This window comes from Pantoea sp. PSNIH1, assembly GCF_007680655.1.
Lineage (GTDB): Bacteria > Pseudomonadota > Gammaproteobacteria > Enterobacterales > Enterobacteriaceae > Pantoea > Pantoea eucrina.
This window is the reverse complement of the sequence record NZ_VEIP01000010.1, coordinates 45,420-65,661: the sequence shown is the minus strand read 5'-3', so window position 1 is coordinate 65,661 and position 20,242 is coordinate 45,420. Positions and strand designations below refer to the sequence as shown.

The following is a 20,242-nucleotide window of genomic DNA, read 5'->3' as shown; positions in this document are numbered from 1 at the left end:
CGTTATGCCCCCGCCGGCGCAAGCTGCGTGTCGTGGCGCACGCTGCGCGCCGTGACTTCGTATGCCGTCAGCACGTCCACCATGACAATCATCGACGTCTGGCAGGCGTAGATGCGCTCCTGAGTGAACGGCGGCGACATATCGCTGTACATGATGGATTTTGCATCCTGAATGCTGCAGTTAAGCTCAACAGGCCAGCCAGCCAGCTTGTCATGCGCCATAAAGCGGGTGGAAAGGCGGGAACGGAAGTTAGCGGCCAGCGTATTGCACATCAGCGACAGCGTATCTTTGTCGCCGGCAATCAGCGTGATGGTGTAGTTCAGCGAGGCCTGCGCGGCTTCGATCTCCGCCAGCGGTTTAGCATCCTGCTCAGACACGATCACATTGGCGTAGTTGCGGCGGTCAATCTCATGATCGTTGTTGTCGTAGGTGATATCGAACCCGCGGGAGAGGTTGATAACCGGCAGCGCGTCGCGGTTGAGGTTCGGCATATCTTCCTGCTTTACGCTGTGGCGTCCGGCGCCCGCCAGGCGGACGGCGCGCAGAAACTCCAGCACGTCATCAAACTTGCCGACGAATACCCGATCCTCCGGTTTGCGTGCCAGGAAGGCGGCGTAGCGCGCTTCATGCGGGCGCGGTGCGACAATGACAGCACCGCGGAACACGTCATTCAGCGCCTTTGCAATGGCGGCATCAGCAGCGGTAAAGCCCGTACTCTGCATCTGGCCGGTGCGCGTGGTGTCCCATTCGCGGGTGCGGGCGAGTAATTGTTTCATTCGATACGTCCGTTGCTGGTGGTGTCAAAGTTGCGGGCGGGAATGCAGTAGTAGAGCGATCCGACGTTCTGCGTGCCGAAGCCGTAAATGCGGTGGACGTACCACCAGCGGCGCGCCAGGGTGCCGCTGGCCATCTCTTCGTTCCACTCAAGAATTGAGCCAACCGGCACGCCTTCTGCAGCAATGCGCAGGATCAGCACGTCATCGGTTAAGCCGTCCTGCTCGTCGCCGGAATCGAGCACCTGGAAACTCTCGCGCTCGTCCGGGCAGTCCAGCACCGTGACAATGGCCGGATCGGCATCCTGATAGCTCAGCGTGCGCTGGTTATTGTTCAGTTCGGTAAACGCGGGTTGTTCAAAGCCGGTTTCGTCGTCCACCTCGCCCACGTCGCGCATATCCGGCAGGTACAGCAGCGCCTGAAACGCGCTGTAGTCGCTCTCTATTGCCTTAACCCAGTCGCGGCGGACCATGTTGTTGAAGGGGGCGTGACCTTTGAAGCGGGGCTTAATCGCCGTGCTCTGCTCGCGTGCCGCCAGGGCATCCGGCAGTAGGGCGCTCAGCGGGTCATAATCTTCACTGCTGCTGCCGTCAGGGTCATCAGCACCGCCAGTGGCAGCGCCATCGGGTGAGGCGGCGGCGGATTCACCAGACGCTTCCAGATCGGTTGCAGCGCTGCTGCTGTCCGGCACATCTTCTGCAGGCGCGGTCTGCTCTGTTTCACTGCGGGTTTCCTCGCTGGTGGAAGGGGGCGTGTCATTAAGAAATTCGTCGTAGCGTCCCATTACTGGTTACCTGCTTTTGTCTGGTTCTTTGCATAGTCGATAAACATTTTTTCCGCCTGCGCGCGCGGCGTGCCGCTCAGCACCAGGGCATCAATGAACGTCTGGCGCTGGATCTTCGCCTGGTCGGCCAGCTGCTGACGCAGCAGCGCGTTTTTCGCCTTTTCGTCCGCCAGCTGCGCCTGCTTTTTCGCCGCACGGGCGCGCTCCGTGGCGGTGACCTTTTTGGCACGGGTCAGCTGGCCGCGCAGCTTGTCGATCCGGCCATCGTCGTTGTTCAGCCGCTTCGCCAGCGCACCCATGCGCTTCTGGTATTTTTCATGCTCGCGCTTTACGGCGGCGGCGTTGGTCTGCGAGTTGCGGTTGCGGTTGAACTTCGCTTTGTCGGCGTCGGTGAAGTGCTCAGTGGTTTTGCGCGGATCGTCGCCGTAGGCGTTGTTGCCGGCGCTTTTGAGCATCGCCTGGCCGATCCGTACCTGCCATGAGGCGGACTGCAGGCGGGTGAAGGCGTGAATGACGTGCTTACAGGCCACGCCTTTCAGATTCGGGTTTTTCTCTTTCGGGTAGGCGTACTCTTTTGGCGGGGCAAGGGCGAAGTTGCCCGCCGTGGCAATGTAGCGGTACCAGTACTGGTGACGGCCACAATCGCAATCAAAAGAGACGCGGCCAGCGCAGAGTCGCTTGGCAATTTTGGCGCTGTCTTTGCCATCAGTGACCTCCTCGATCAGCTGATCCCACTCCTCAAAGCGGAACTTCACGCGGTGATGTTTATCAACCGATACGGCGGACGCCTCCACGCTTACCGTGAGCACGTTGTGTTTGAGCGTGGTGGGCGTGGCGCGCTTAATACCGGAACCGTCATCCACGCGGTTATTGGCGCGCTTAATGTCGATCTGCTGACTGCCCGCCACCAGCTGCGCATACGTGATCCCCGCAACAGCCGCGTTGAACTGCTGGCGTGCGCCGGCGCGGTTTTTCTCAAACCCTTTAAGATCCTCTCTGGTGTAGAAGGTGCCGGACTTCTTTTTGCCCAGGGCAATAATGTCGTCGAGCGCCTTGTTCTTCAGGGTGAGAGGGTTAAGCGTGCGGTGCGCAATGCGGCGCGAACGCCGGCGGTCTTTGTCTATCTGGTCGAACACGCGGGAGAACTCTTTCGAGGAGAGCCCGGCGGTGTCGTAGCGCCCGGATTCGGTGCGGGCAAACGGAGTATCAGCCACTGATTAACTCCGGCTTGCCGCCCGCGTATTCGCGCATGCGGTTACGCAGCCACGCCATATCCGGCAGGGAAAGCGTCTGGCCGGCGGGCAGCGGCTCCATCTCTGACTCAATCCCGCATAGCAGCCGGAAGATCCAGCGCAAATCCGCGTTGCCTTCATAGGCGCGGTATGCCGCCAGGTCAGCGCGGAATATCTCGTCGAGACGGATGGTGTAGTCCTGGTTCTCTTCGTGAAAAGAGGCGGAACGCTTTATGACTTCCTGGTGAAAGAGGCTGCGCAGTACCACATCCTCAATAGAGCGATCGTCGAGGCGGTTATAACTCACAGAATCCGCTCCTCGTCGCTAATGCGCTTCCCGGCCAGCGTCTCCGGTACGGCTTCTGCGGCTTTGATTTTCTCGTAGCCGATAAGGCGCTTAAACGCGTCCATGACGGACGGCTTTTCCTCTACTGCAGCAGCGCTCATGGCGTTAACGTAATCCGCTGACGCCACGTTGTTATAGCCCACGGCAAAGCAGCACAGGATGGTGAGCACATGCTCCGGGCGTATATCGCGCCAGTTGATGCGGTACACCTCCTCACCGCTGGCGTTGTATTCCACCTCCACGATGGAATCGGGGATCTCAAAAGCGCCTTTGTTTTCTTTTGGCAGCGCGAGATTTTCCTGCAGCATGAGCTCGTTGTAACGCTCAATGCCGATCAGCACCGCCGCGCGGCCATCGCTGCCTTTTGCCTTGAGAGAAACGTGATTGCCGCCCACGACGCCTGACACCTTGCCCGTGGCTTCATCTACCAGCACCTTAAAGCCCTGCGCGCGCAGCGTTTCAATATAGGGCGTGAGTTTGGCTACCTGCGCCCGCATGCCCTTTGGCAGCGGCTGCGGCTTTGACATGACCAGCGTGTGATCTTCGTAAATGGCGGTGATCGCCATTGGCTGACTGGTTGAGAGACTGATTACTGCAATTTTCTGTTTCACGTCTGTACCCCTGAAAAGGCGAAAGGCCGCATATAGCGGCCTCTCTGGCTTTTAACGTTCCCAACCGCGCGTTGCAGATTAGGTAAGTTGTCAAAAATTCCATCAGGGAACCGCTAACAGCTTGGGGCGACTTTAAGCGGTTTGTAATTTGCAGTGTTAGTTGTCAATCATTTTTTTTACCCCCCATCAGGCCGTAAATGACTCAAAAAATAGTCAGCTTTATCTTCTGCTATTCAACATCATCAGGCTCAAATGAGTCGCCTTTGCGTAGACTTTCTTCGATAAACAAGAACATACATTCTACAAAAACACTAACGCTTTTAATGTATTCTTCAACAACATTTTTATTAATATCTAGTTCATTACCATCTTTGTCTTTGCCATTCCGGTGAGTTATGGCATGACGCATCGTTACAGCTTTAAATATATTTGCTCTATCGGCTCTAGGTATGCCAAATTTGCTACTACCAAAAACAGCATTATAGTAATGGAAAACATCTAAAATTCTATGATAAAGCAAACTATTCAGGGTATTAAAGATTCTTCTTTCTAAAATTTCACGACCCTTATTATTAAAAATATGTTGGGCTTCAATATTTGTATCCTTAACTCCTTTGAGATTTTTAGCAGCGTTATTTTTAAATTCGTCCTTAGCAAAGGCTGCTGCTCTCAACATTTCACCCAAACAAGTCTCCATTAGACCGATTGTATAGCTCATTCTAATCTTTAATAAAATCTTACTATTCTGGTCTTTATGTCCACTTGAAAGTTCTTCAAGCTCTTTCATTTGGGCTAAGAAATCTTTGTATGGCTTTCTGTGCTTCGTATACTTAGCAACCATATCTCGCTGACTCTGAAATTCGATTCTTTCGTTTATTTCTTCATCAGTAAATGAATCTTCAAAGTCTTCTTGATGGCTAAGGTATTCCTCAGACATTACACCGTTTAAATAATCTTCATAATCTTCATTTATTTCTTCATCTGAACGGGAGTAGTATTCATCTTCCCAATGAACCCATTCGTCACTACCTTCTTCCACATCTTTACCAGCTTTAAAATCAATCCATTTTTTTATAGCTGCTTCTTCCTGCATTTCTATGTGTCTATCACTTGAACTTAGCATTAGCATCTTCCTTTTAGCTTGTTTAATGAACATCGTGCAGCTTATCTTATGGATTATACTTTTGCATGTTATAAATGAAGTCTGTATTTAAATTGGCTAGTTCATAGGACTTAATCATCAGATCATTTTCAGTACCGTTATGCCTGCTGAACTCTGCTTTGCCGCCTGTTATGCCGTCCGCGTGTACTGGCACCAGCCAGGGAAACTCTGTGCGGATGTGTGCTGGCGCGGCATGCTGGTGGTGATATTTGCAAAGGGGTATTTGCAGCAGGTGCGCGCCGGGTTTGGTGCGACCGTCGATGTGATGCAAGCTGATTACCGGTGATTCCTTGCCGTGCTGCAGGCAGGCAATACAGGGTAGTTTGCCTAATGCATCCATAACCACGCGCTCTGCTGCAGTAGGCGTTCGCCCTTTAAGCCCTTTTCCTGACGTGCTGGCGCGCGTTTGCGGCTTCGCTGTTATCCGTGCAGGCTTTTTCTCTTTCAGGCGCTCAGAGGCGCTTATAGCGCGTTTTGCTGCTTTAGCTCTTTGCTCTGCTTTCCACTCCGGGGAGTTACGACGTTCAATCTGCCTGGCAAGCATTCTGCTGGCGCTGGCCTGCTGCTTGTCGTACTGCTGCTGGCGGTACTCCGGATCGGCCTGCTTTGCCGCCTGCCTTTCACGCTGGCGCTGCAGCGCTTTAGCCTGTTTTTCCCGTGCGGCCTGATACTGTAACGCTTCCATAAAAAACCTAATTCTAAATACATTATTTAGAATTGTTGATCGTTTACAAGGCGCTGTAAAGCAATATGAAATTGTCCAATGGACAATCTGCATGCTCTGATCTAGTAACGTGCGTGTTACCTTCCTTGCCAGAAGTGCCACACATTCAGGATTTTAAAAAAAAAGGAGCGCAGCATGTTTGTTTACCCGGTACGGCTCGTTCAGAACACGTCAGCGAGCGTATACGCTATTTCCTGCCGTGATTTGCCATTCCTGTATGCCACAGGCGATTCGGCAGAGAAAGCGCTGCAGAACGCCTCTGAGGCGGTGATTCTGGCGATCAGCGCAGTAATGGGAGAGCGGCGCATGGTGCCAACGGGCAGTAAGGTGCAGAGAGGGGAGCATCTGGTCAGCATCCCAGTGCTGGTGGCCATGAAAGTAGTTTTGCACAACACGATGATTGAGAAAGGCATGCGCAAAGCAGACCTGGGGCGCAGCCTAAACCTGAAGAACCCGCAGATAGAGCGGCTGCTGGATTTGCACCATCCCTCAAAGGTGGAGTTAGTTGAAAAAGCTATCCACCAGCTCGGGCGTGCAGTAAGACTCACTGCCGTTGAGGTTTACGCTCCGAACCGGTCAGCATAGAGCGCTGGAATGTGGGTAACTGCATATTCACATCGGTTATCCACTTATCCACCGGATAGATCCAATAATAGTACCGTATAGATCCTTCTTTAAGATCCAACAGATCCCCGCAGCCTTTAGCCTTACTGCCACAAGGGATGAGAAGGGGTCAGGGTGTGCCGTGAGGGGAAAAAGGTGTGCCGTGGGGGGATGAAAGGTGTGCTGTGGGGGGAGAAAGGTGTGCTGTGAGGGGAAAAAGGTGTGCTATGAGGGGAAAGCATGTTATTTTCATGTATAATTCATAATCTGTATGGCTGAATGCGTAAACATATGAAAAGTAAAATGTTAATCTCTGATGTTCTTTATGCTGATACATTGAAGAAAAACAAAGAGCTCACAGTTAACCAACATAATACCGTTCAGCCGGTAGCCATAATGCGGTTAGGTGTGTTTGTACCTAAGCCAGCCAAGAATGCTGCAATAAGTCCGCTGGTAGATGCCTCTGAATTACTGAAAGGGTTATCTCTTGCACGCGCAGAAGGTTATGACAGCATTCAGATCACAGGCCCGCGTCTGGATATGGATACAGATTTTAAGGTTTGGATAGGCATTGTTCGATCTTTTCATGACCACGGTCGTCAGGGAAATTCAATTTCGTTGAAGTTTACTGAGTTTGCCCGTAATTGCGGTTTCCCTTCCAAAAAAATTGACTCTGAATTACGTGAAAACATTCATCAATCTCTGATTAAAATACGTTCCAAGACAATAGCTTTTAAGCGGGGCAAGACAGCTATTGCAGGTTATATAACGGGGCTACTAAAAAGCGGAGGGTACGATTCCTCAGAAGATACAATTGAGCTTGAGGCTGATGAAAGACTATGGGAACTGTATTACTTTGATCATCGAGTATTGCTACAGCAGCACGCTATTAAGGCATTGCCGAAGAAAGAGATAGCGCAGGCTTTGTATACATTTATTGAAAGCCTTCCTGCTAAACCTCAGCCTGTATCTTTTGCTCGTATTCGTGACCGGCTATCACTTACAAGCCTGGTAAAAGAGCAGAACAGAATGATTAAAAACGCTGTGAAGCAGCTACAAGACATAGGTTATCTGGAAGCATCTGTTGTAAAAGAAGGCCGGGAAAATTACGTTTTAATTCATAAACGTAACCCAAAGTTGAAGCCTTAGCCTATGACTCAAGGTGTGCTGTGAGGGGATAGAAGGTGGTTGGTTAAGGGAAAAAGGTGTGCTGTGGGGGGAATCTTTAGCTCGCTTCCTCCAATAATCAGATACATGATAGAAATGCGCCTGTTTTTTATACTCCGACGAACACTTATTGATCATGATTTGCACTAAAACCTACTCGCTTCAACACATCCATCAAGCGCCTCCCCTTACAGCCCACCTTTTTCCCCTCACAGCACACCTTTATGTGATGGAACACGCAAAAAACGACACATTGGATCAACCTTAAAAAATAAATAAAAACAGTTATATAGTCAGGATAAGGTGTGCCGTGAGGGGAAGTGAAGGAGTTAACCGATAAGAGGCATTTTTGATTATTAAAAATGTAGAGAATAAGGTCGCCTAACAACAATTTCAGGCATTTAAACGCAGGTATGAGGGTGGACATGATTATGATTTGAGCTTTGGAGTAGTTTATGTGACGGCTCTCCTTTTCAATCACGCCTTTTTTCTCCTTTGAGTACTGTGGTTCCCCCCACGGCACACCTTTTTCCCTTTATCACCCACCATCTATGGAAAAAAACACTTTCCTATCAATATCATATGAAGCGTTTGAAAATCATAGCTGAGGGCAATCACTACACATTACCTCTGGGCTAATACTGCCGCGGCTGGTGGTGCAGAACGCTGGCAATGATGTTTGCAAACATGATAGCCACCAGCATTTCGCCGGAAAGTGTTTGTAAACATGATGGACGCTGCTCAAGCACGATAAACCGCCCTGGCGCAATTGAGCTGGTACGCTCGTCAGCATGTTTATAAACACTTTTCAGCCTGGCACCCGATCCTATCATGTTTATAAACACTGTTAGTCTATTCATGGCAACGGCTGACGCCTGCCATGAACCAGCAACACGGCAGCGATTGGCCGTTCAGGCCGTGAGGGCAATTTCTACACTTCTCACATTTCCACAATCGGCCCTGCCGCTGGTGGCTACCATGAATAGACTAACGTTGCCATGAAACCAGCAACATGAGGGCAAATCTTACATCGCTGGTGGTGGCTGCTGGAAAAGGATATGGAGTATCTGCTGGAACGTCACGCAGGCACCTTTAAAGCGCTGGCTGACAGATAGAGCCTGCGCTGGCCACCAGCATAAAAAAGCCGCATTTAGCGGCTTTTTTGTTGGGCTCAGGATATAGTTTTAAGCAGTGGATAGAGCATGACATTAGAATTAACTGCTTTTCCTCTGTCGTCATATGACACCCACTGCTTTTTCTCAAATACAATGTGATAGTCACCGCGATCAATGCGTAATGGCTGCTCTTTCACGCGTGAATCCCGGAATCCTTTTGCTCTCCAGTACCCGCGCCACTTATCCAATTCAATCTTCTTTAAGCCCAAACAAATCATCATAAAAACATTAGTAATTTAGAATGGCGCGCATTCTCGCCTGAAATCATCCACTGGTCAATTCCCGGCGCTTAATCTTATACTGTATTTTTATACAGCCAAAGGAGGTGGATATGATGCGATTAGAACTAATAGCCAAACCGGCACACACCGCGCCACGACAGGCGTACTTACAGTTTCTGGAGAAGGTGGCAGCAGGTTTTCCGTCGCCGGCAATAGGCTACGAAGATACGCCTCTGGATCTGAATGAGTATTGCGTCCGGGCTAAAACAGCGACCTATTTTGTCCGTTGCCAGGGCGAGTCGATGATTGATGCCGGTATTTTTGACGGCGATCTGCTGGTGGTGGATAAGTCCCGCACGGCAGCAGACGGGCAGATCGTGATTGCCTCAGTGGACGGGGAATTTACGGTAAAAAAGCTGCAGCTGAAGCCGGAGCCGATGCTGCTGGCGATGAACCCGCGCTATAAGCCGATCCCGATTGAGCCGGAGTCACTGGAAATATGGGGCGTGGTCACTTACGTGATCCACAGTACTGACAATGTTTCTTCACAGTGACGTTAACGCGTTCTACGTGTCCGCCGAGCTGGCATTCAGACCGGACCTGTACGGGCGCCCGGTGGTGGTGGCGACGAACAATGACGGGTGCATAGCCGCGCTGAACAAAGAGGCGAAAAACGCAGGGCTGAAGCGGGGCGATCCGCTGTTTAAAATCCGCGACACAATCCGGCGCTATGGCGTGGTGGTATTCAGCAGCAACTACACGCTGTACGACGCATTCAGTAAGCGTTTTCATTCCATTGTGGGTGAGCATGTTCCTAACCTGGAAGCATACTCAATCGACGAGGTATTTGGCTCTCTGGATGGCATGTCAAAGCTGGTGGACTATCAGGCGTTTGGAGAGGCGATCCGCCGGACCGTCATACAGCACACCACGATGAAGTGTGGCGTGGGGATAGCGGAAACCAAGACGCTCTGTAAGGTTGCCACGCACGCAGCAAAGACCTGGCCGAAAACAGGCGGCGTGGTGGTGCTGACCGACCCGGCGCGGCGTGACAAGCTGCTGTCGCTGCTGGACGTGTCCGAAACGTGGGGAGTAGGGAGCCGGATAGCTGCCAGGCTTCGCATGATGAACATCAAGACGATGCTAGACCTTGCCCGCGCTGATACAACCACGATCCGCAAAACGTTTAATGTGATGCTGGAGCGCACGGTAAGAGAGCTGCGCGGCGAACGTTGCTTTGAGCTCGAGGAGAACCCGCCCACGAAGCAGCAGATTGTGGTGAGCCGATCCTTTGGCAAGCGCCTCACCAGCCTGGACGAAGTGAGCAACGCAGTTTGCTTCTTTGCCACCAGCGCCGGCGAAAAGCTGCGGCGTGAAAAGCAGTATTGCCGGAATATCACGGTATTCATCCAGACCAGCAAACACGATCCGAACTACCCGTATTACTCGCGCGGCGCCAGCCATTCGTTTACCACGGCCACACAGGACACGCGCGATCTGATTGATGCCGCCGTTCGCGGCCTGCGGGCTATCTGGCGCGATGGCTACCAGTATGCAAAGGCAGGCGTGATGCTGGGGGAGTTTTGCGGCTCAGAGCAGCAGTTAAACCTGTTTGATGAAGCGCCGCCGCGACCCGGCAGCGATAAGCTGATGGCTGTCATGGACAAACTGAACAGCTATCAGCGCGGCACGCTTTTTCTGGCAGGGCAGGGCGTGAATCCGGCTTACCAGATGAAACGCGAAATGCTCTCACCGCGCTACCTCACGCGATGGGAAGAATTGCCAGTCGTGAAACTAAAATAGCCGGGATTAATCCCTGGAATTACAGTAATTTAGGTTAAGTGTACTCAGCCATTATGTTATTCCGATTTATTTGCTGAAAGAGCCGATCAAATGTTGATCACCTTTTAGAATGTGCATACAATCAGAAAAAACTGAAAACGTACATTTTGAGTGCGTTAATTTTCCGGACAGGGAGTTTTACGGATATGGCTGATATTTTATACACTGCGATGATGGGCTTTTATGCGCTGCTGGCGCTGGCTTCTTCTGTAGTTATGTGCCGATTACCCGGCATGATCAAAGCATTTGATGCCGAAGTAGCAAAAAATAACCTGTCTGCCTGATCACCGCTTTACACATCGCGTAACCCCTCATTTTTCTCATTCCCGGCTGGCTACACATTGCGCCAGCCGGAAATGACGCCTCATTTCGTCAAAATATAACACTAACAAACAAAATTAATTTAGAATCCAGATTACTAATTATGAAATTGACCAGTGGATTGCAGAACTTGACCAGTAAAAGTACCTCTCCTTCTTTAAACCAGCCGGCGCTTATCGGGGCCATCATGTCAGAAATTGGCAATCAGCAACCGGGTGCAACCATCAGCGCCGCACAGTTCAAAGCGATCACCAAAGCCGCTAACAAGGTTATCGACGCTTTCAGGCCTGAAGCCGCTGAACAGGCTGATGAATAATGATCATAGCGCTGGCGTCCGATTTAAGCGCATGGAGGGTATGTAGATGCCGGTAAGCAGAGCACAGCTATTTACTCTGCGCAGAATGCGCAACGGAACCCGCTACATGATGCGGGGCGACAAGGGCTATGGCATTGAAGTTCGCTATGACGTTGCGACCGGGAACCGTGACGATGTTAATTGCCGCAGTCTCGCACCGCTGATGCGCAGCGGGCTTATCCGCTTCAAGACCAAACCCACAGACATGACACGCTACTACGAAGTGGATCTGACTCCACAAGGTGTTACAGCAGCGAAAGGGAATATTCAATGAGCCAGGCAGTAAAACATTACCCGATGCCGGTTGTGCCGGCGGAGCTGGTGGAGCCTTTGATCCGCTTTCTGTCCGACCGTGAGGAGCGTATCGAGTTTCCACCTCATATGTTTTCAATACTAAACGCTTTGGGGGAGGAGATCGCGCTGGCCGCACTGACTGCAAAGCCTGCCGGGTACACGATTGTTACCGGAGCAGGTAACACATTATTCAGGAAGCATAGGCCAAGACTTCGTGTAACCAACGAAGCCCCCGTGCCGGTTTATACCGCTCCACCAGCGTTAGTGAGTACCGGGCAATGAACCTTCGTAAATTTTTTCGCCTGAAAGCGCCCTGCGCAAATTGCCCGTTTTTAAAAGTGGGTGGCATAGAGCTGAACACCGGACGGCTGGAGGGGATCAAAGCTAACCTTCTGCGCGATGATTTCAGTTCGTTTTACTGCCACAAAACCACGCATCTGACAGGCGAGGAAGAGGACCAGGACGGCGAACAGGGTTACACCGCGTCCGGCAGAGAGGCACACTGCGCCGGTGCAGCCGCCTTTCTGCTTTCCCGCGGCCGTCAGAACATCGCCATGCGCCTGGCGTTTGATGAAGGGGTAATAAAGCCCGCTGATTTTGAACCGGCAATCGCCATGATCGACACGAAAGACTGAGGACACCACCATGATTACCGATCGCATCACCGACGACGAGCTGAAATTGTTCGCGGCAGAGCCTAAAAACAATCTGGCGCTGATGCCTAATCACGCCATGACGCAGAAGATGGCCGCAGAGCTGCTGGCGCTGCGACACGCTGCCGCTGAGCTGGTGGAGATAACACGGGCAGGGCTGGAATATATTGACGCCATCCCGGCGGACATAGCCAGTAAGTTTGAAGCAATGCCGGGGTTTAGCCGTGACTGGGCGGAGGACACTATTAACGAGGCCAGGCAGCTGCTGCTGACTGGACAGCCGCGCTATTAGTCAGCTTTTGGGTGCATTTTTGGAGTTACCCGGCGCGTGCCTTCTTCGATTTCTTTACGAAGTTCCGCCGCGCGGGCTTTCACGCGAGCGCGGCGTTCCGGGGTGAGCCTGTCCATTAATTCTTTCAGTGTTGCCATGTTGTTTTCTCCTAATTATCAGGCACAGCGACGGCGTTCTATCAGCATATGTGCCATAGATTCCACTTCCTCAAAATCTCTTGAGGCTGCGGTTCTCAGTATCAGGTTCCATTTACTGAGTGTGCGCGCATTTTTAGCCAGATCGCTTCCTGCTTTCACGCGTCCACTTTCTTCCAGCCAGGCTGCTACTTCTGACCAGTCCCAAAGAGGAGACTGGCCTTTTATGCGCTGGACGGGGCAGGGAAAATTGCCGTTGCCGCGTGTGCCGTCTTTGAGCATGGCGATTGCCTGGCGTGACATTTCGGTATTATCTGCAATGTCGCTTAGTCCCACCAGCGCCGAATCGACAGACGCTACTACAGCGCCGATTCCGGCTGATTCAACGTTTTCAACCGCCGACATAATGGCTTCATGCAGGGATTCTGCTTCGCGGTCAAACTCCAGATAAACGGCGTGGCCGTATGCGCAAATCAGCGCATCATCACAGCCGCTTTCAAACAGCGCATCTTCCAGTCCTTCGGTCTCATACGTTACGCCTGAGAGTGTCAGAGTGAAGTTATAAAGCGCCATAGTACCTCTTCTTTTTCGTGGGTGTGTAACTCGGTAAAGAGCGGCGTTAACCACTCCTTACCGGGCAAAATCATGTGCAGTGATCGACCTTGCGCCTGATTTGCTTCGCGTGGTTCTCCGGGCTTCGCGGAGTAGACCACACACTCATTTGATGATCTCGGTGTTCATCTTCTGGATTACCGCAGCGCAGCTTGCAAAAGCAGTGAGCTGAATCGCCCGGTGGAACCCAAACCCAGCCTTTCGTTAACGCATAATCAATGGCTGCCTGAATATGCTTGTTCGGATGTTTCTTCATTCTCCTCCGAATAACAGTATTCTATTCTCCGTGTTGACATCCGTCAACGGTGGTAACTCTATCCGTTGATGCCCGCACCCCCTGACTACCTGGTCACGCGCTGCTGACTGCCAGCCCGGACTAACGACAAGATAATCTATTTTGCTTGTATTGACAAGCAAAACCTTTGCCTGTACATTACACCTCATGGCGCAACGGTGCGCCGTCGCCCTGGCGCACCAGGCATAAAAGGAACCTCTTCATGACTCACGCATCAATGACTTCTACCGCCGCTATCCAGCATATGTCTCACACCCTGACCGGTGCGATTGCTCAGAGCCACCAGCCTGGTTTCGTCGCTGCTGAAGCGTATGCGGATATCAAAGCCAACTATGAGCTGGTGGCCTCCAGCTGTACTGACCTGGCAACCGTAGTCTGGCTGCGCAACAACATCTGCTTTGGTTACATAGGCGATGACTGCACCTTTGAAGAGGTCAATCTGCAATACCGTGATCACTATGACTTCATCCTCAAGTCTGGCTGGCGTCCGGGTACTGCACCTGCGAATAAGCTGGTGCTCAGCAATATGTATGAGCTGGACTGGTGGGAACCACAGGATATCGTGGTAACAGCCCACACCGACACTGAAGTCAGCGGCACAGCCACCATGACAGACACTGAGGGCGAGTATCAGTTTTCGTTTGAGTGGACGATGATCATGGGCGAAGAGGCCGAGCAGTACGATATACCGTTCATGGTAAACATCACGGCAGCACGCTTTACCCTGCCGTATGAGTTTGAACTGTTTGAAGATGACGGACGCCCGCTCGATGCGCTGACAGCTTTGCAGGAAATGGATTGCGGTCTGGGATTTTGTGTTGAGTTCTTCCCGGACGTTTACAAACAATACGCTCCGGCTAAAGGAGCCACTGAACGAGGTTAATTATGACCGATAAAGCACGCGACCCACGGGCTTTAAACTCAGTTAAGGGAGACGTCCCGGCGACGTCTCAGATTCAGATGCGCGTTACGCCTGATATCAAAGCCCGCTATGTCACTCAGGCACGGCGGGAGGGCATGAAGCTGTCAGAGTGGATTCAGCTTCACCTTAATGCGGTGTGCGATAAAGCAGAGGCTGATCGTCAGTGGGAAGAGAAGATCGCCGAGAATAATAAATATTTCCGCATTTACAGAAAGCGGGATAACACCTGGAGAAAGCAATCACCGCGTACTGACATATTTGGGATGCCATATCCTGATTACACTGACAACGAATCAGAGGCAGGCATCTGGCTAAAAATCGAAATTCGCGCCGCGTCATATAACCCGTATTCACATATGCATCTTCGGGAGGGTGAAGAACTCATTGAGTCTACGCCAACGCGAGATCAGCTTGAGTTGCGTGCCTGGCTATCGGACTAGCCCCCGACTACCACAGAAAAGCAATGACAGGATTAGAACACCAGTGATTAAACAGGAAATCAGGGCGCTGTTTCTGGCGCACGGCTTCAAAATGGAGCATCAACCTGACGGCAGTACCGATTTTGACCCGGCGTATTACAGCGTCGCTCAGGCGCTCGCAGAGCGATTTAATGATATTTACGGGCAACCAGTAGGAAACGTGGAGATCGCCGCTGCTGGTGGCGCAGAGGCGCGAACAATGCCGCTCTTTCACGATAAGGCAGCGAGTATTGAGTTTCCCGTGTATGTCATGCGTGAGCCGTCCCAAAAGCCCGCGCTGGCCACCAGCAACAATCCGGCGTTCGTGCGCTGATGGACGAACGATTGAGGCAGTACGGCTGGAACTCATTTGAGGGCTGGCCGGAAAGTGAAGTGCGCGACTTCCTGACTAACAAATGCCGTATACTCCACGCCCGCCAGCTACCCGACGGCAGCTGGTGCGGGCTGCTGCAGCTGTTGTACACGCTCAGCGTCTGCATGGGGATCACGCCCACTGATGCATATATGTACCGCTGGTGCTTTGAAGATCCGGCAGAGGCAGTACACCTCTACAAAACCGCCGTGGAATGTGACGAAATTCCTGTGCGCCGGGAGTCGCTGGTGGGGCATCGGCATACAACAGGCATGCCGCTGTACGTGGAGTTTGATCAGCTTGGCCTGCCTAAGTGGCGTTAACACCTTTTTACTGACTGACCACCAGCTATCCGGCTGGTGACAGTTTTTTCAACAACAGCAATACAGAACGGTACAAAATGGAAATCAGGATTAATTGCCCGAACTGCGGATCAGGGAGCGTCAAAAAAAGCAGGGCGGTTTTTGAGCAGGGAACTTCTAACACCCGAAGCGTTAGCCATACAGGATGGGTGTCGAGAGGCGGATCGGGTAGTAGTGGAAGCGTAGGACGATCAACGCGTCAGTCAGGCGCAGCAGCACGTAATGCACCAGTACGCAGCAAGAGAGAAGCCCAGGTATTTTGTCTGACTTATGCCGCAACCTTCCTGGCTTTTTTCAATGGCCTGGATGTTGAACTCATGCCGTCGGCGCTGATAGCTCTTTATTTCGGGTTCGTATCGTACTGGATAGCGCGATTCTTCAACCGGCATTACAGACGCAGGTTGAAAGAGGTTTACGAGAAGCAGTGGTACTGCAGTAAATGCGGCGACACATTTTTGCGTGATAACGTTGCCAGCGCATAACACATGGAAAAGGAGCAGGCGCCATGAGCAGTAAGGTCGAAGTAACCGCGCGGATCGATCCGCAGATTAAGGCTGAGGCAGAGGCCGTACTGGCACAAACAGGGCTGTCGATGGCCGCGTTCCTGCGTCTCTCTCTGGCGCAGCTGGTGGAGAAGCAGGCAATCCCGTTCACCACCGGGGCCACCAGCCCGCAGGAATAACAGATCCACTTAAAGCAGGCGCTCTCTACGCCTGCATGGCGGTTGCCCTCAGCCGCCACCATTCCTAAAATGCGCCCTTCTTTACGCTACACAGACGATTTTCTTACGAAATTATGACACAACAGCTCAAATCTATTCAGGCGCTGCGCGGGCTTGCCTGCCTTGCCGTCGTTACCTTTCATTTCCGCTACCAGATAAAGGCGCACTACCCGGCATTAACCAAACTGCTTTCAACCGGCGCTATTGGTGTGGATCTGTTTTTCATCCTCAGCGGCTTTGTTATCACGCTCTCTGTATCGCGCATGGGTACTGGCTTTGCTGCAGCGGGTGACTTCCTGAAGCGCCGCGCGCTGCGCCTGCTGCCCGCCTACTTCATTCTGCTGCTGATTAACTTCCTGTTAAGCGGGGCAATGGCGACGTTTCACTATGCTGATAAGACGCAGGCGCTGATTAGCGCGGCGACGCTCTCTGTCTACCTGCCGCAGCACGCGCCGTTTTACGTGGACGACAGCGGGTTTATGGGCGTGCGCTGGACGCTCAACTATGAGTTTCTGTTTTACCTGATGATGGCCGTATGCCTGCTGGTGCGCGCACGCTGGGTGGCGCTGGCCACAATGCTGGGCGCGGTGCTGGTGGCAGTACCTATGGCAGCAGGCCACCAGCCGACGCTGCTGGTGCGCGGATATGACATGGGTTACGCCTACCTTAACCTGATGACCAATCCGATTATCTGGCAGTTTGCCGCGGGCGTGCTGATTGGCCTGGTTTACCCGTACATGGCGCGTCTGCCGGTGGCAACCCGTGTGCCGTTCCTGCTGGCAGCGGTTGCCCTGTTTGTGCAGCACATTATCAGCCACCAGCATATCGGGCATGGTCTGATGGCGTCCGGTACCGTGCTGGCGCTGCTGCTGGCCGCTGTAGCATTCAACGACAGCTGGTTAGGCCGCATCACGCCGCGCTGGCTGGTGTTCCTGGGGGATATCTCTTTCTCCGTCTACCTGATCCACATTGTGACCAAAGACCGGTTATCGAAATCCTTTACGGATCAGGGTATGGCGTTCTTCGTGTGCAACGTCCTGCTGGCGCTGCTGCTCGGCTGGCTCAGCTACCGTTATATTGAGCCAATTGGACAGAAGATTGTGCGCCGGCGCAAAGAGAAAGCGCTCCGCACCGCAAGCGATGCCGCATAGCCCGTAACCCTTCTGCAGCAAGGCTTTGAGCCTGTCAGCTATACTTAGTGAACAGGCTCAACAAAGGAGTAAGCGATGAAATGTCCGACATGCGGTGCAGAGGCTTTTGTTTACGACACGCGCGACGTCCAGCTGAATACGGGCAACCCGGATGACATTGTAGAGGATGTAAAAGGGAGTCATTGCCTGGCCTGCGGAGAGGTGATCGTGGATATGTCAGAGGCCGATTCATTCATGAGGAAGGTCAGCGCACTGGAAGCTGCAGCGGCACACAATCATTGACACAACAGCCCGCATCAAGCGGGCTTTTTAATGCCTTGAGTTACTGAAATGCATAACTGGCAAGTAAACTTATCAAATTCTGCAAAGCTAGCTTTGCAAAAATCAATTAAATCATAAACATACATAGATTTTTGTGGTAAGTGGTGAGTGAGCCTTGTATGGTGACTACAAACACCACATACGATGAATCTGCCCATGACTGACCAGCCAAACCGCCGCGCCCGCCAGCTTGTAACTGACCTTGAACAAATCCAGCAAGACTTATCGCAAAAGGATTTTTGCTGGTTGAATGTTGTCGATCTTACTGATTACAAGGTGTTCCATATGGTCAATGAGACTGATGGCCGTGCAACCATTTCTGTTACATGCTCGCCTAATCTGGTTTCAGTGGCATTTTGGGACACACGCAACGGGTATATGTTCAAAACTAAAACCCGAAATCCGCTTACAGTCATGATTGCTGAAGAACCCATATGTCCGGAAGATTGGGAACAGAATCTGTTCTCACACTCTAATAACGGACCAGAGCAGGAAGGCTACTATTGGGACTGGACCGGTTACTCGATGGCGTTAACTGATCTAACAGAAGAGTGGAGCGAGGACAGAAAGCTGACGACTGATCGAATCACCAGGAATGCATTGCGATCTTCAATCCGGCAAGCTGATAAGATTATCGGCGTTGCTCCCTCTCTGGCTGATGTAGTAAGCCTGAATAATAGCTGGCAGGATAAGTGGCATCCCTTACCAGAACTAGTGCCTGTTGACGACTACCTGATATGGCACAGGCCATTTCTGCGCGCGCTGGCCGTCATTTATCAGCTGTCTACAAACCCACCAGCGTGATGTGTTTCTTCACCGTTAGCGCCTCATAAAGCGCTTTAGCCAGACTTGCAGGCTCCACTAAGCCAGCCCCTGACTGCGCCCCGTCTGGATCGGCCCGGAATGATTTAATGCGCAGCAGGGTGTTTATGCCGCTCACGCGCTCCAGTTCCAGCACCGCCAGCGTCCGGTAGCACGTCCCTCCTTCCGTCTGTATGGCGTCCATCTCAATGACAGCAGCACTGGGAGCCGTGCTGTTGTAGATGACGTGGCAACGCGCACCGTTCAGGATGAACGTGTCGATAATTTCATGTAACTGTTGTACAGATTCTGCACTATAGGATGCGGGCATAATAAACATGGTCATTCCCTCTGACGTGGACTTATGAACAGCCAGCATAGGCGAAGCCGCAGAAAGGGAAAGTGATTGTTTTTCCAGCACAAATAGCGATGACAGCGGTGATAATGACTGGCGTGATGTTAATTCCAGATGTGGCTGGCGCTGGTGGAACGTGCCGGCGCGGATAATTACCTCGGGCGGACGCGGGCTGGCGTAAAAAAACTGCCCGCGCGGGGCGGGCCAGGCGAATCAAAAGGGGGAAATCTCGTAGCACGCCTGCAGGGCGTAACCTGCAAGCGCAACGGCATATTACACGGGAAAGGTTAGTCTTAAATTAAGAATATTCTCTGTACAAAACCGTAAATCGTTCAGCTGCAGCAGCGCTGCGCCAGCGCCCGCCGGCAGCAAAAAAATGACCCGCAGGAGCGGGCCAACAGAGTAGGACTTATCATTATTTTTAGAAGCTGATATTAAGAGTAGTTGAAGCGGCGGGCGCCAGCCAGCAGGCGTAAAAAAACCCGCCAGAGCGGGTTAAGTCATTCAAACGGAGGTTTTATCTCACTCGCGGCCACGATACGCGGTTGCGGTGAGAGAGAACAGAGTAAAGCCTTTCAATTCAGATAACTGCGATACCGCGCTCACGGTTTAAATTACAAACCGCTTAACCTGGCCCCTTTGACTCTGAGGCCACCAGCATGAAAAACGAAACCTTCACACCCGTACCAGTCGTCGCCGGCGAAACGCTTTCCGTCAGAGAGGGCATCGGCCTGTCTTATCCGCTTGCCCCGGTGCCACTGGTGATGACGTTAATCGGCAACGACGGCACGCGGGCGCAGCTTACAGTGAATAACGGAAAGGTGACGTTTGAGGGCGATCCTGACGCTGCAGCGGAGATGTTTATCGAGGCGGTGACGCGCCGGCACGCGCAGCAATGGGCCGAACAGCAGGCGAGGCTGGATAAAGCGGAGGCGCAGCTGGCGCAGTACTCGCACCATAATGGCCTGATGATGCTCTCACAGCGGCTGGTGGACGCAGAGAAAGAGCGCGACACGCTATGGGCGGAAGTTCACCGCCTGCGGTCGGGCGGTAACGTTCACTGTAATCAGTGTATAAGCTGTAGTGAGTGAGTTAGAGCCAATAAAAAAGCCCCTGTCACGGGGCTTTTGGCAAGGCTGCATGGGTCACTTAATCAAAGGCTATAATCGCATCTAATTTAG

Annotated in this window: 30 protein-coding genes; 19 read left to right on the top strand and 11 right to left on the bottom strand. The window is 52.2% G+C overall.

The window, feature by feature from the left end:
• Nucleotides 1-2: 2 nt before the first annotated feature.
• The 7 genes from FS690_RS17275 to FS690_RS17245 all read right to left on the bottom strand — a co-directional run bounded on the left by FS690_RS17275 (nucleotide 3) and on the right by FS690_RS17245 (nucleotide 5,687).
• The gene (locus tag FS690_RS17275; protein WP_145339991.1) at nucleotides 3-776 is read right to left on the bottom strand and encodes a baseplate; all 774 of its coding nucleotides are present in this window, start codon (nucleotides 774-776) and stop codon (nucleotides 3-5) included.
• A complete protein-coding gene (locus FS690_RS18600) occupies nucleotides 773-1,558 on the bottom strand; it encodes a phage tail protein (protein WP_255471514.1) in 786 nt (261 codons plus the stop codon). The genes FS690_RS17275 and FS690_RS18600 overlap by 4 nt, the downstream gene beginning before the upstream one ends.
• Nucleotides 1,558-2,772 carry a phage tail protein gene (locus FS690_RS17265; protein WP_145339990.1) on the bottom strand — a complete coding sequence of 405 codons (1,215 nt, stop codon included), beginning with the start codon at nucleotides 2,770-2,772 and terminating at the stop codon, nucleotides 1,558-1,560. Before FS690_RS17265 ends, FS690_RS18600 begins: the two co-directional genes overlap by 1 nt.
• Nucleotides 2,765-3,097 carry a hypothetical protein gene (locus FS690_RS17260; protein ID WP_040113265.1) on the bottom strand — a complete coding sequence of 111 codons (333 nt, stop codon included), beginning with the start codon at nucleotides 3,095-3,097 and terminating at the stop codon, nucleotides 2,765-2,767. The genes FS690_RS17265 and FS690_RS17260 overlap by 8 nt, the downstream gene beginning before the upstream one ends.
• Nucleotides 3,094-3,747 (bottom strand): maturation control protein, encoded by a 654-nt coding sequence (locus tag FS690_RS17255; RefSeq protein WP_145339989.1) that lies wholly within the window; start codon nucleotides 3,745-3,747, stop codon nucleotides 3,094-3,096. Before FS690_RS17255 ends, FS690_RS17260 begins: the two co-directional genes overlap by 4 nt.
• A gap of 229 nt (nucleotides 3,748-3,976) precedes the next feature.
• A complete protein-coding gene (locus FS690_RS17250) occupies nucleotides 3,977-4,870 on the bottom strand; it encodes a hypothetical protein (protein ID WP_145339988.1) in 894 nt (297 codons plus the stop codon).
• 46 nt (nucleotides 4,871-4,916) lie between these two features.
• Nucleotides 4,917-5,687, bottom strand: a complete 771-nt coding sequence (locus FS690_RS17245) for a Ref family recombination enhancement nuclease (protein WP_370512316.1) — start codon at nucleotides 5,685-5,687, stop codon at nucleotides 4,917-4,919.
• Between the two features lie 81 nt (nucleotides 5,688-5,768).
• On the opposite strand from FS690_RS17245, the gene FS690_RS17240 reads away from it, so the two are divergent.
• The 10 genes from FS690_RS17240 (at nucleotide 5,769) to FS690_RS17195 (ending at nucleotide 12,556) form a co-directional block, all read left to right on the top strand.
• A complete protein-coding gene (locus FS690_RS17240; protein ID WP_145339987.1) occupies nucleotides 5,769-6,218 on the top strand; it encodes a type II toxin-antitoxin system HicB family antitoxin in 450 nt (149 codons plus the stop codon).
• A 309-nt stretch (nucleotides 6,219-6,527) separates the two neighbouring features.
• Nucleotides 6,528-7,385 carry a RepB family plasmid replication initiator protein gene (locus FS690_RS17235; RefSeq protein ID WP_145339986.1) on the top strand — a complete coding sequence of 286 codons (858 nt, stop codon included), beginning with the start codon at nucleotides 6,528-6,530 and terminating at the stop codon, nucleotides 7,383-7,385.
• A gap of 1,527 nt (nucleotides 7,386-8,912) precedes the next feature.
• Nucleotides 8,913-9,353: a LexA family transcriptional regulator gene (locus tag FS690_RS17225; protein WP_040113297.1), complete on the top strand. Its 441-nt coding sequence runs from the start codon at nucleotides 8,913-8,915 to the stop codon at nucleotides 9,351-9,353.
• Nucleotides 9,337-10,602 (top strand): translesion error-prone DNA polymerase V subunit UmuC, encoded by a 1,266-nt coding sequence (gene umuC / locus FS690_RS17220; RefSeq protein ID WP_145339984.1) that lies wholly within the window; start codon nucleotides 9,337-9,339, stop codon nucleotides 10,600-10,602. The genes FS690_RS17225 and umuC overlap by 17 nt, the downstream gene beginning before the upstream one ends.
• Nucleotides 10,603-10,787: 185 nt before the next feature.
• Entirely contained in the window at nucleotides 10,788-10,925 is a 138-nt protein-coding gene (locus FS690_RS18440; RefSeq protein WP_186369005.1) for a hypothetical protein, read from the top strand.
• Between the two features lie 167 nt (nucleotides 10,926-11,092).
• Entirely contained in the window at nucleotides 11,093-11,278 is a 186-nt protein-coding gene (locus FS690_RS17215; protein ID WP_145339983.1) for a hypothetical protein, read from the top strand.
• Nucleotides 11,279-11,384: 106 nt separating this feature from the next.
• Nucleotides 11,385-11,591: a hypothetical protein gene (locus FS690_RS17210; protein ID WP_255471513.1), complete on the top strand. Its 207-nt coding sequence runs from the start codon at nucleotides 11,385-11,387 to the stop codon at nucleotides 11,589-11,591.
• Nucleotides 11,588-11,893, top strand: a complete 306-nt coding sequence (locus tag FS690_RS17205) for a hypothetical protein (RefSeq protein WP_145339981.1) — start codon at nucleotides 11,588-11,590, stop codon at nucleotides 11,891-11,893. Before FS690_RS17210 ends, FS690_RS17205 begins: the two co-directional genes overlap by 4 nt.
• Nucleotides 11,890-12,246 carry a hypothetical protein gene (locus tag FS690_RS17200; protein WP_145339980.1) on the top strand — a complete coding sequence of 119 codons (357 nt, stop codon included), beginning with the start codon at nucleotides 11,890-11,892 and terminating at the stop codon, nucleotides 12,244-12,246. Before FS690_RS17205 ends, FS690_RS17200 begins: the two co-directional genes overlap by 4 nt.
• Nucleotides 12,247-12,256: 10 nt before the next feature.
• Nucleotides 12,257-12,556, top strand: coding sequence for a hypothetical protein (locus FS690_RS17195; protein ID WP_255471512.1), 300 nt, complete (start codon nucleotides 12,257-12,259; stop codon nucleotides 12,554-12,556).
• Here the strand turns inward: FS690_RS17195 and FS690_RS18435 are convergent.
• The 3 genes from FS690_RS18435 to FS690_RS18595 form a co-directional block, all read right to left on the bottom strand.
• Nucleotides 12,553-12,693: a hypothetical protein gene (locus tag FS690_RS18435; RefSeq protein ID WP_186369004.1), complete on the bottom strand. Its 141-nt coding sequence runs from the start codon at nucleotides 12,691-12,693 to the stop codon at nucleotides 12,553-12,555. The genes FS690_RS17195 and FS690_RS18435 overlap by 4 nt on opposite strands.
• Before the next feature lie 18 nt (nucleotides 12,694-12,711).
• Nucleotides 12,712-13,263 (bottom strand): AlpA family transcriptional regulator, encoded by a 552-nt coding sequence (locus FS690_RS17185; RefSeq protein ID WP_145339979.1) that lies wholly within the window; start codon nucleotides 13,261-13,263, stop codon nucleotides 12,712-12,714.
• 70 nt (nucleotides 13,264-13,333) lie between these two features.
• A complete protein-coding gene (locus tag FS690_RS18595) occupies nucleotides 13,334-13,558 on the bottom strand; it encodes a hypothetical protein (RefSeq protein ID WP_104086110.1) in 225 nt (74 codons plus the stop codon).
• A gap of 241 nt (nucleotides 13,559-13,799) precedes the next feature.
• On the opposite strand from FS690_RS18595, the gene FS690_RS17175 reads away from it, so the two are divergent.
• From FS690_RS17175 to FS690_RS17140, 8 genes are all read left to right on the top strand, one after another.
• Nucleotides 13,800-14,480, top strand: a complete 681-nt coding sequence (locus tag FS690_RS17175; protein WP_145339978.1) for a hypothetical protein — start codon at nucleotides 13,800-13,802, stop codon at nucleotides 14,478-14,480.
• 2 nt (nucleotides 14,481-14,482) lie between these two features.
• Entirely contained in the window at nucleotides 14,483-14,959 is a 477-nt protein-coding gene (locus FS690_RS18430) for a hypothetical protein (protein ID WP_186369003.1), read from the top strand.
• Between the two features lie 43 nt (nucleotides 14,960-15,002).
• On the top strand, nucleotides 15,003-15,311 hold the full coding sequence (locus FS690_RS17165; protein WP_145339977.1) for a hypothetical protein: 309 nt from the start codon (nucleotides 15,003-15,005) through the stop codon (nucleotides 15,309-15,311).
• Nucleotides 15,311-15,673, top strand: coding sequence for a hypothetical protein (locus FS690_RS17160; protein WP_145339976.1), 363 nt, complete (start codon nucleotides 15,311-15,313; stop codon nucleotides 15,671-15,673). The genes FS690_RS17165 and FS690_RS17160 overlap by 1 nt, the downstream gene beginning before the upstream one ends.
• 544 nt (nucleotides 15,674-16,217) lie before the next feature.
• Entirely contained in the window at nucleotides 16,218-16,394 is a 177-nt protein-coding gene (locus FS690_RS17155; RefSeq protein ID WP_145339975.1) for a type II toxin-antitoxin system RelB/DinJ family antitoxin, read from the top strand.
• 113 nt (nucleotides 16,395-16,507) lie between these two features.
• Entirely contained in the window at nucleotides 16,508-17,584 is a 1,077-nt protein-coding gene (locus FS690_RS17150; protein ID WP_145339974.1) for an acyltransferase, read from the top strand.
• Nucleotides 17,585-17,659: 75 nt separating this feature from the next.
• On the top strand, nucleotides 17,660-17,866 hold the full coding sequence (locus FS690_RS17145; RefSeq protein ID WP_040113281.1) for a type II toxin-antitoxin system MqsA family antitoxin: 207 nt from the start codon (nucleotides 17,660-17,662) through the stop codon (nucleotides 17,864-17,866).
• A 195-nt stretch (nucleotides 17,867-18,061) separates the two neighbouring features.
• On the top strand, nucleotides 18,062-18,709 hold the full coding sequence (locus FS690_RS17140; protein WP_145339973.1) for a hypothetical protein: 648 nt from the start codon (nucleotides 18,062-18,064) through the stop codon (nucleotides 18,707-18,709).
• Here the strand turns inward: FS690_RS17140 and FS690_RS17135 are convergent.
• On the bottom strand, nucleotides 18,690-19,046 hold the full coding sequence (locus tag FS690_RS17135; RefSeq protein WP_145339972.1) for a hypothetical protein: 357 nt from the start codon (nucleotides 19,044-19,046) through the stop codon (nucleotides 18,690-18,692). The genes FS690_RS17140 and FS690_RS17135 overlap by 20 nt on opposite strands.
• 674 nt (nucleotides 19,047-19,720) lie before the next feature.
• On the opposite strand from FS690_RS17135, the gene FS690_RS17130 reads away from it, so the two are divergent.
• On the top strand, nucleotides 19,721-20,152 hold the full coding sequence (locus FS690_RS17130; RefSeq protein ID WP_145339971.1) for a hypothetical protein: 432 nt from the start codon (nucleotides 19,721-19,723) through the stop codon (nucleotides 20,150-20,152).
• The last annotated feature ends 90 nt before the right edge of the window (nucleotides 20,153-20,242 follow it).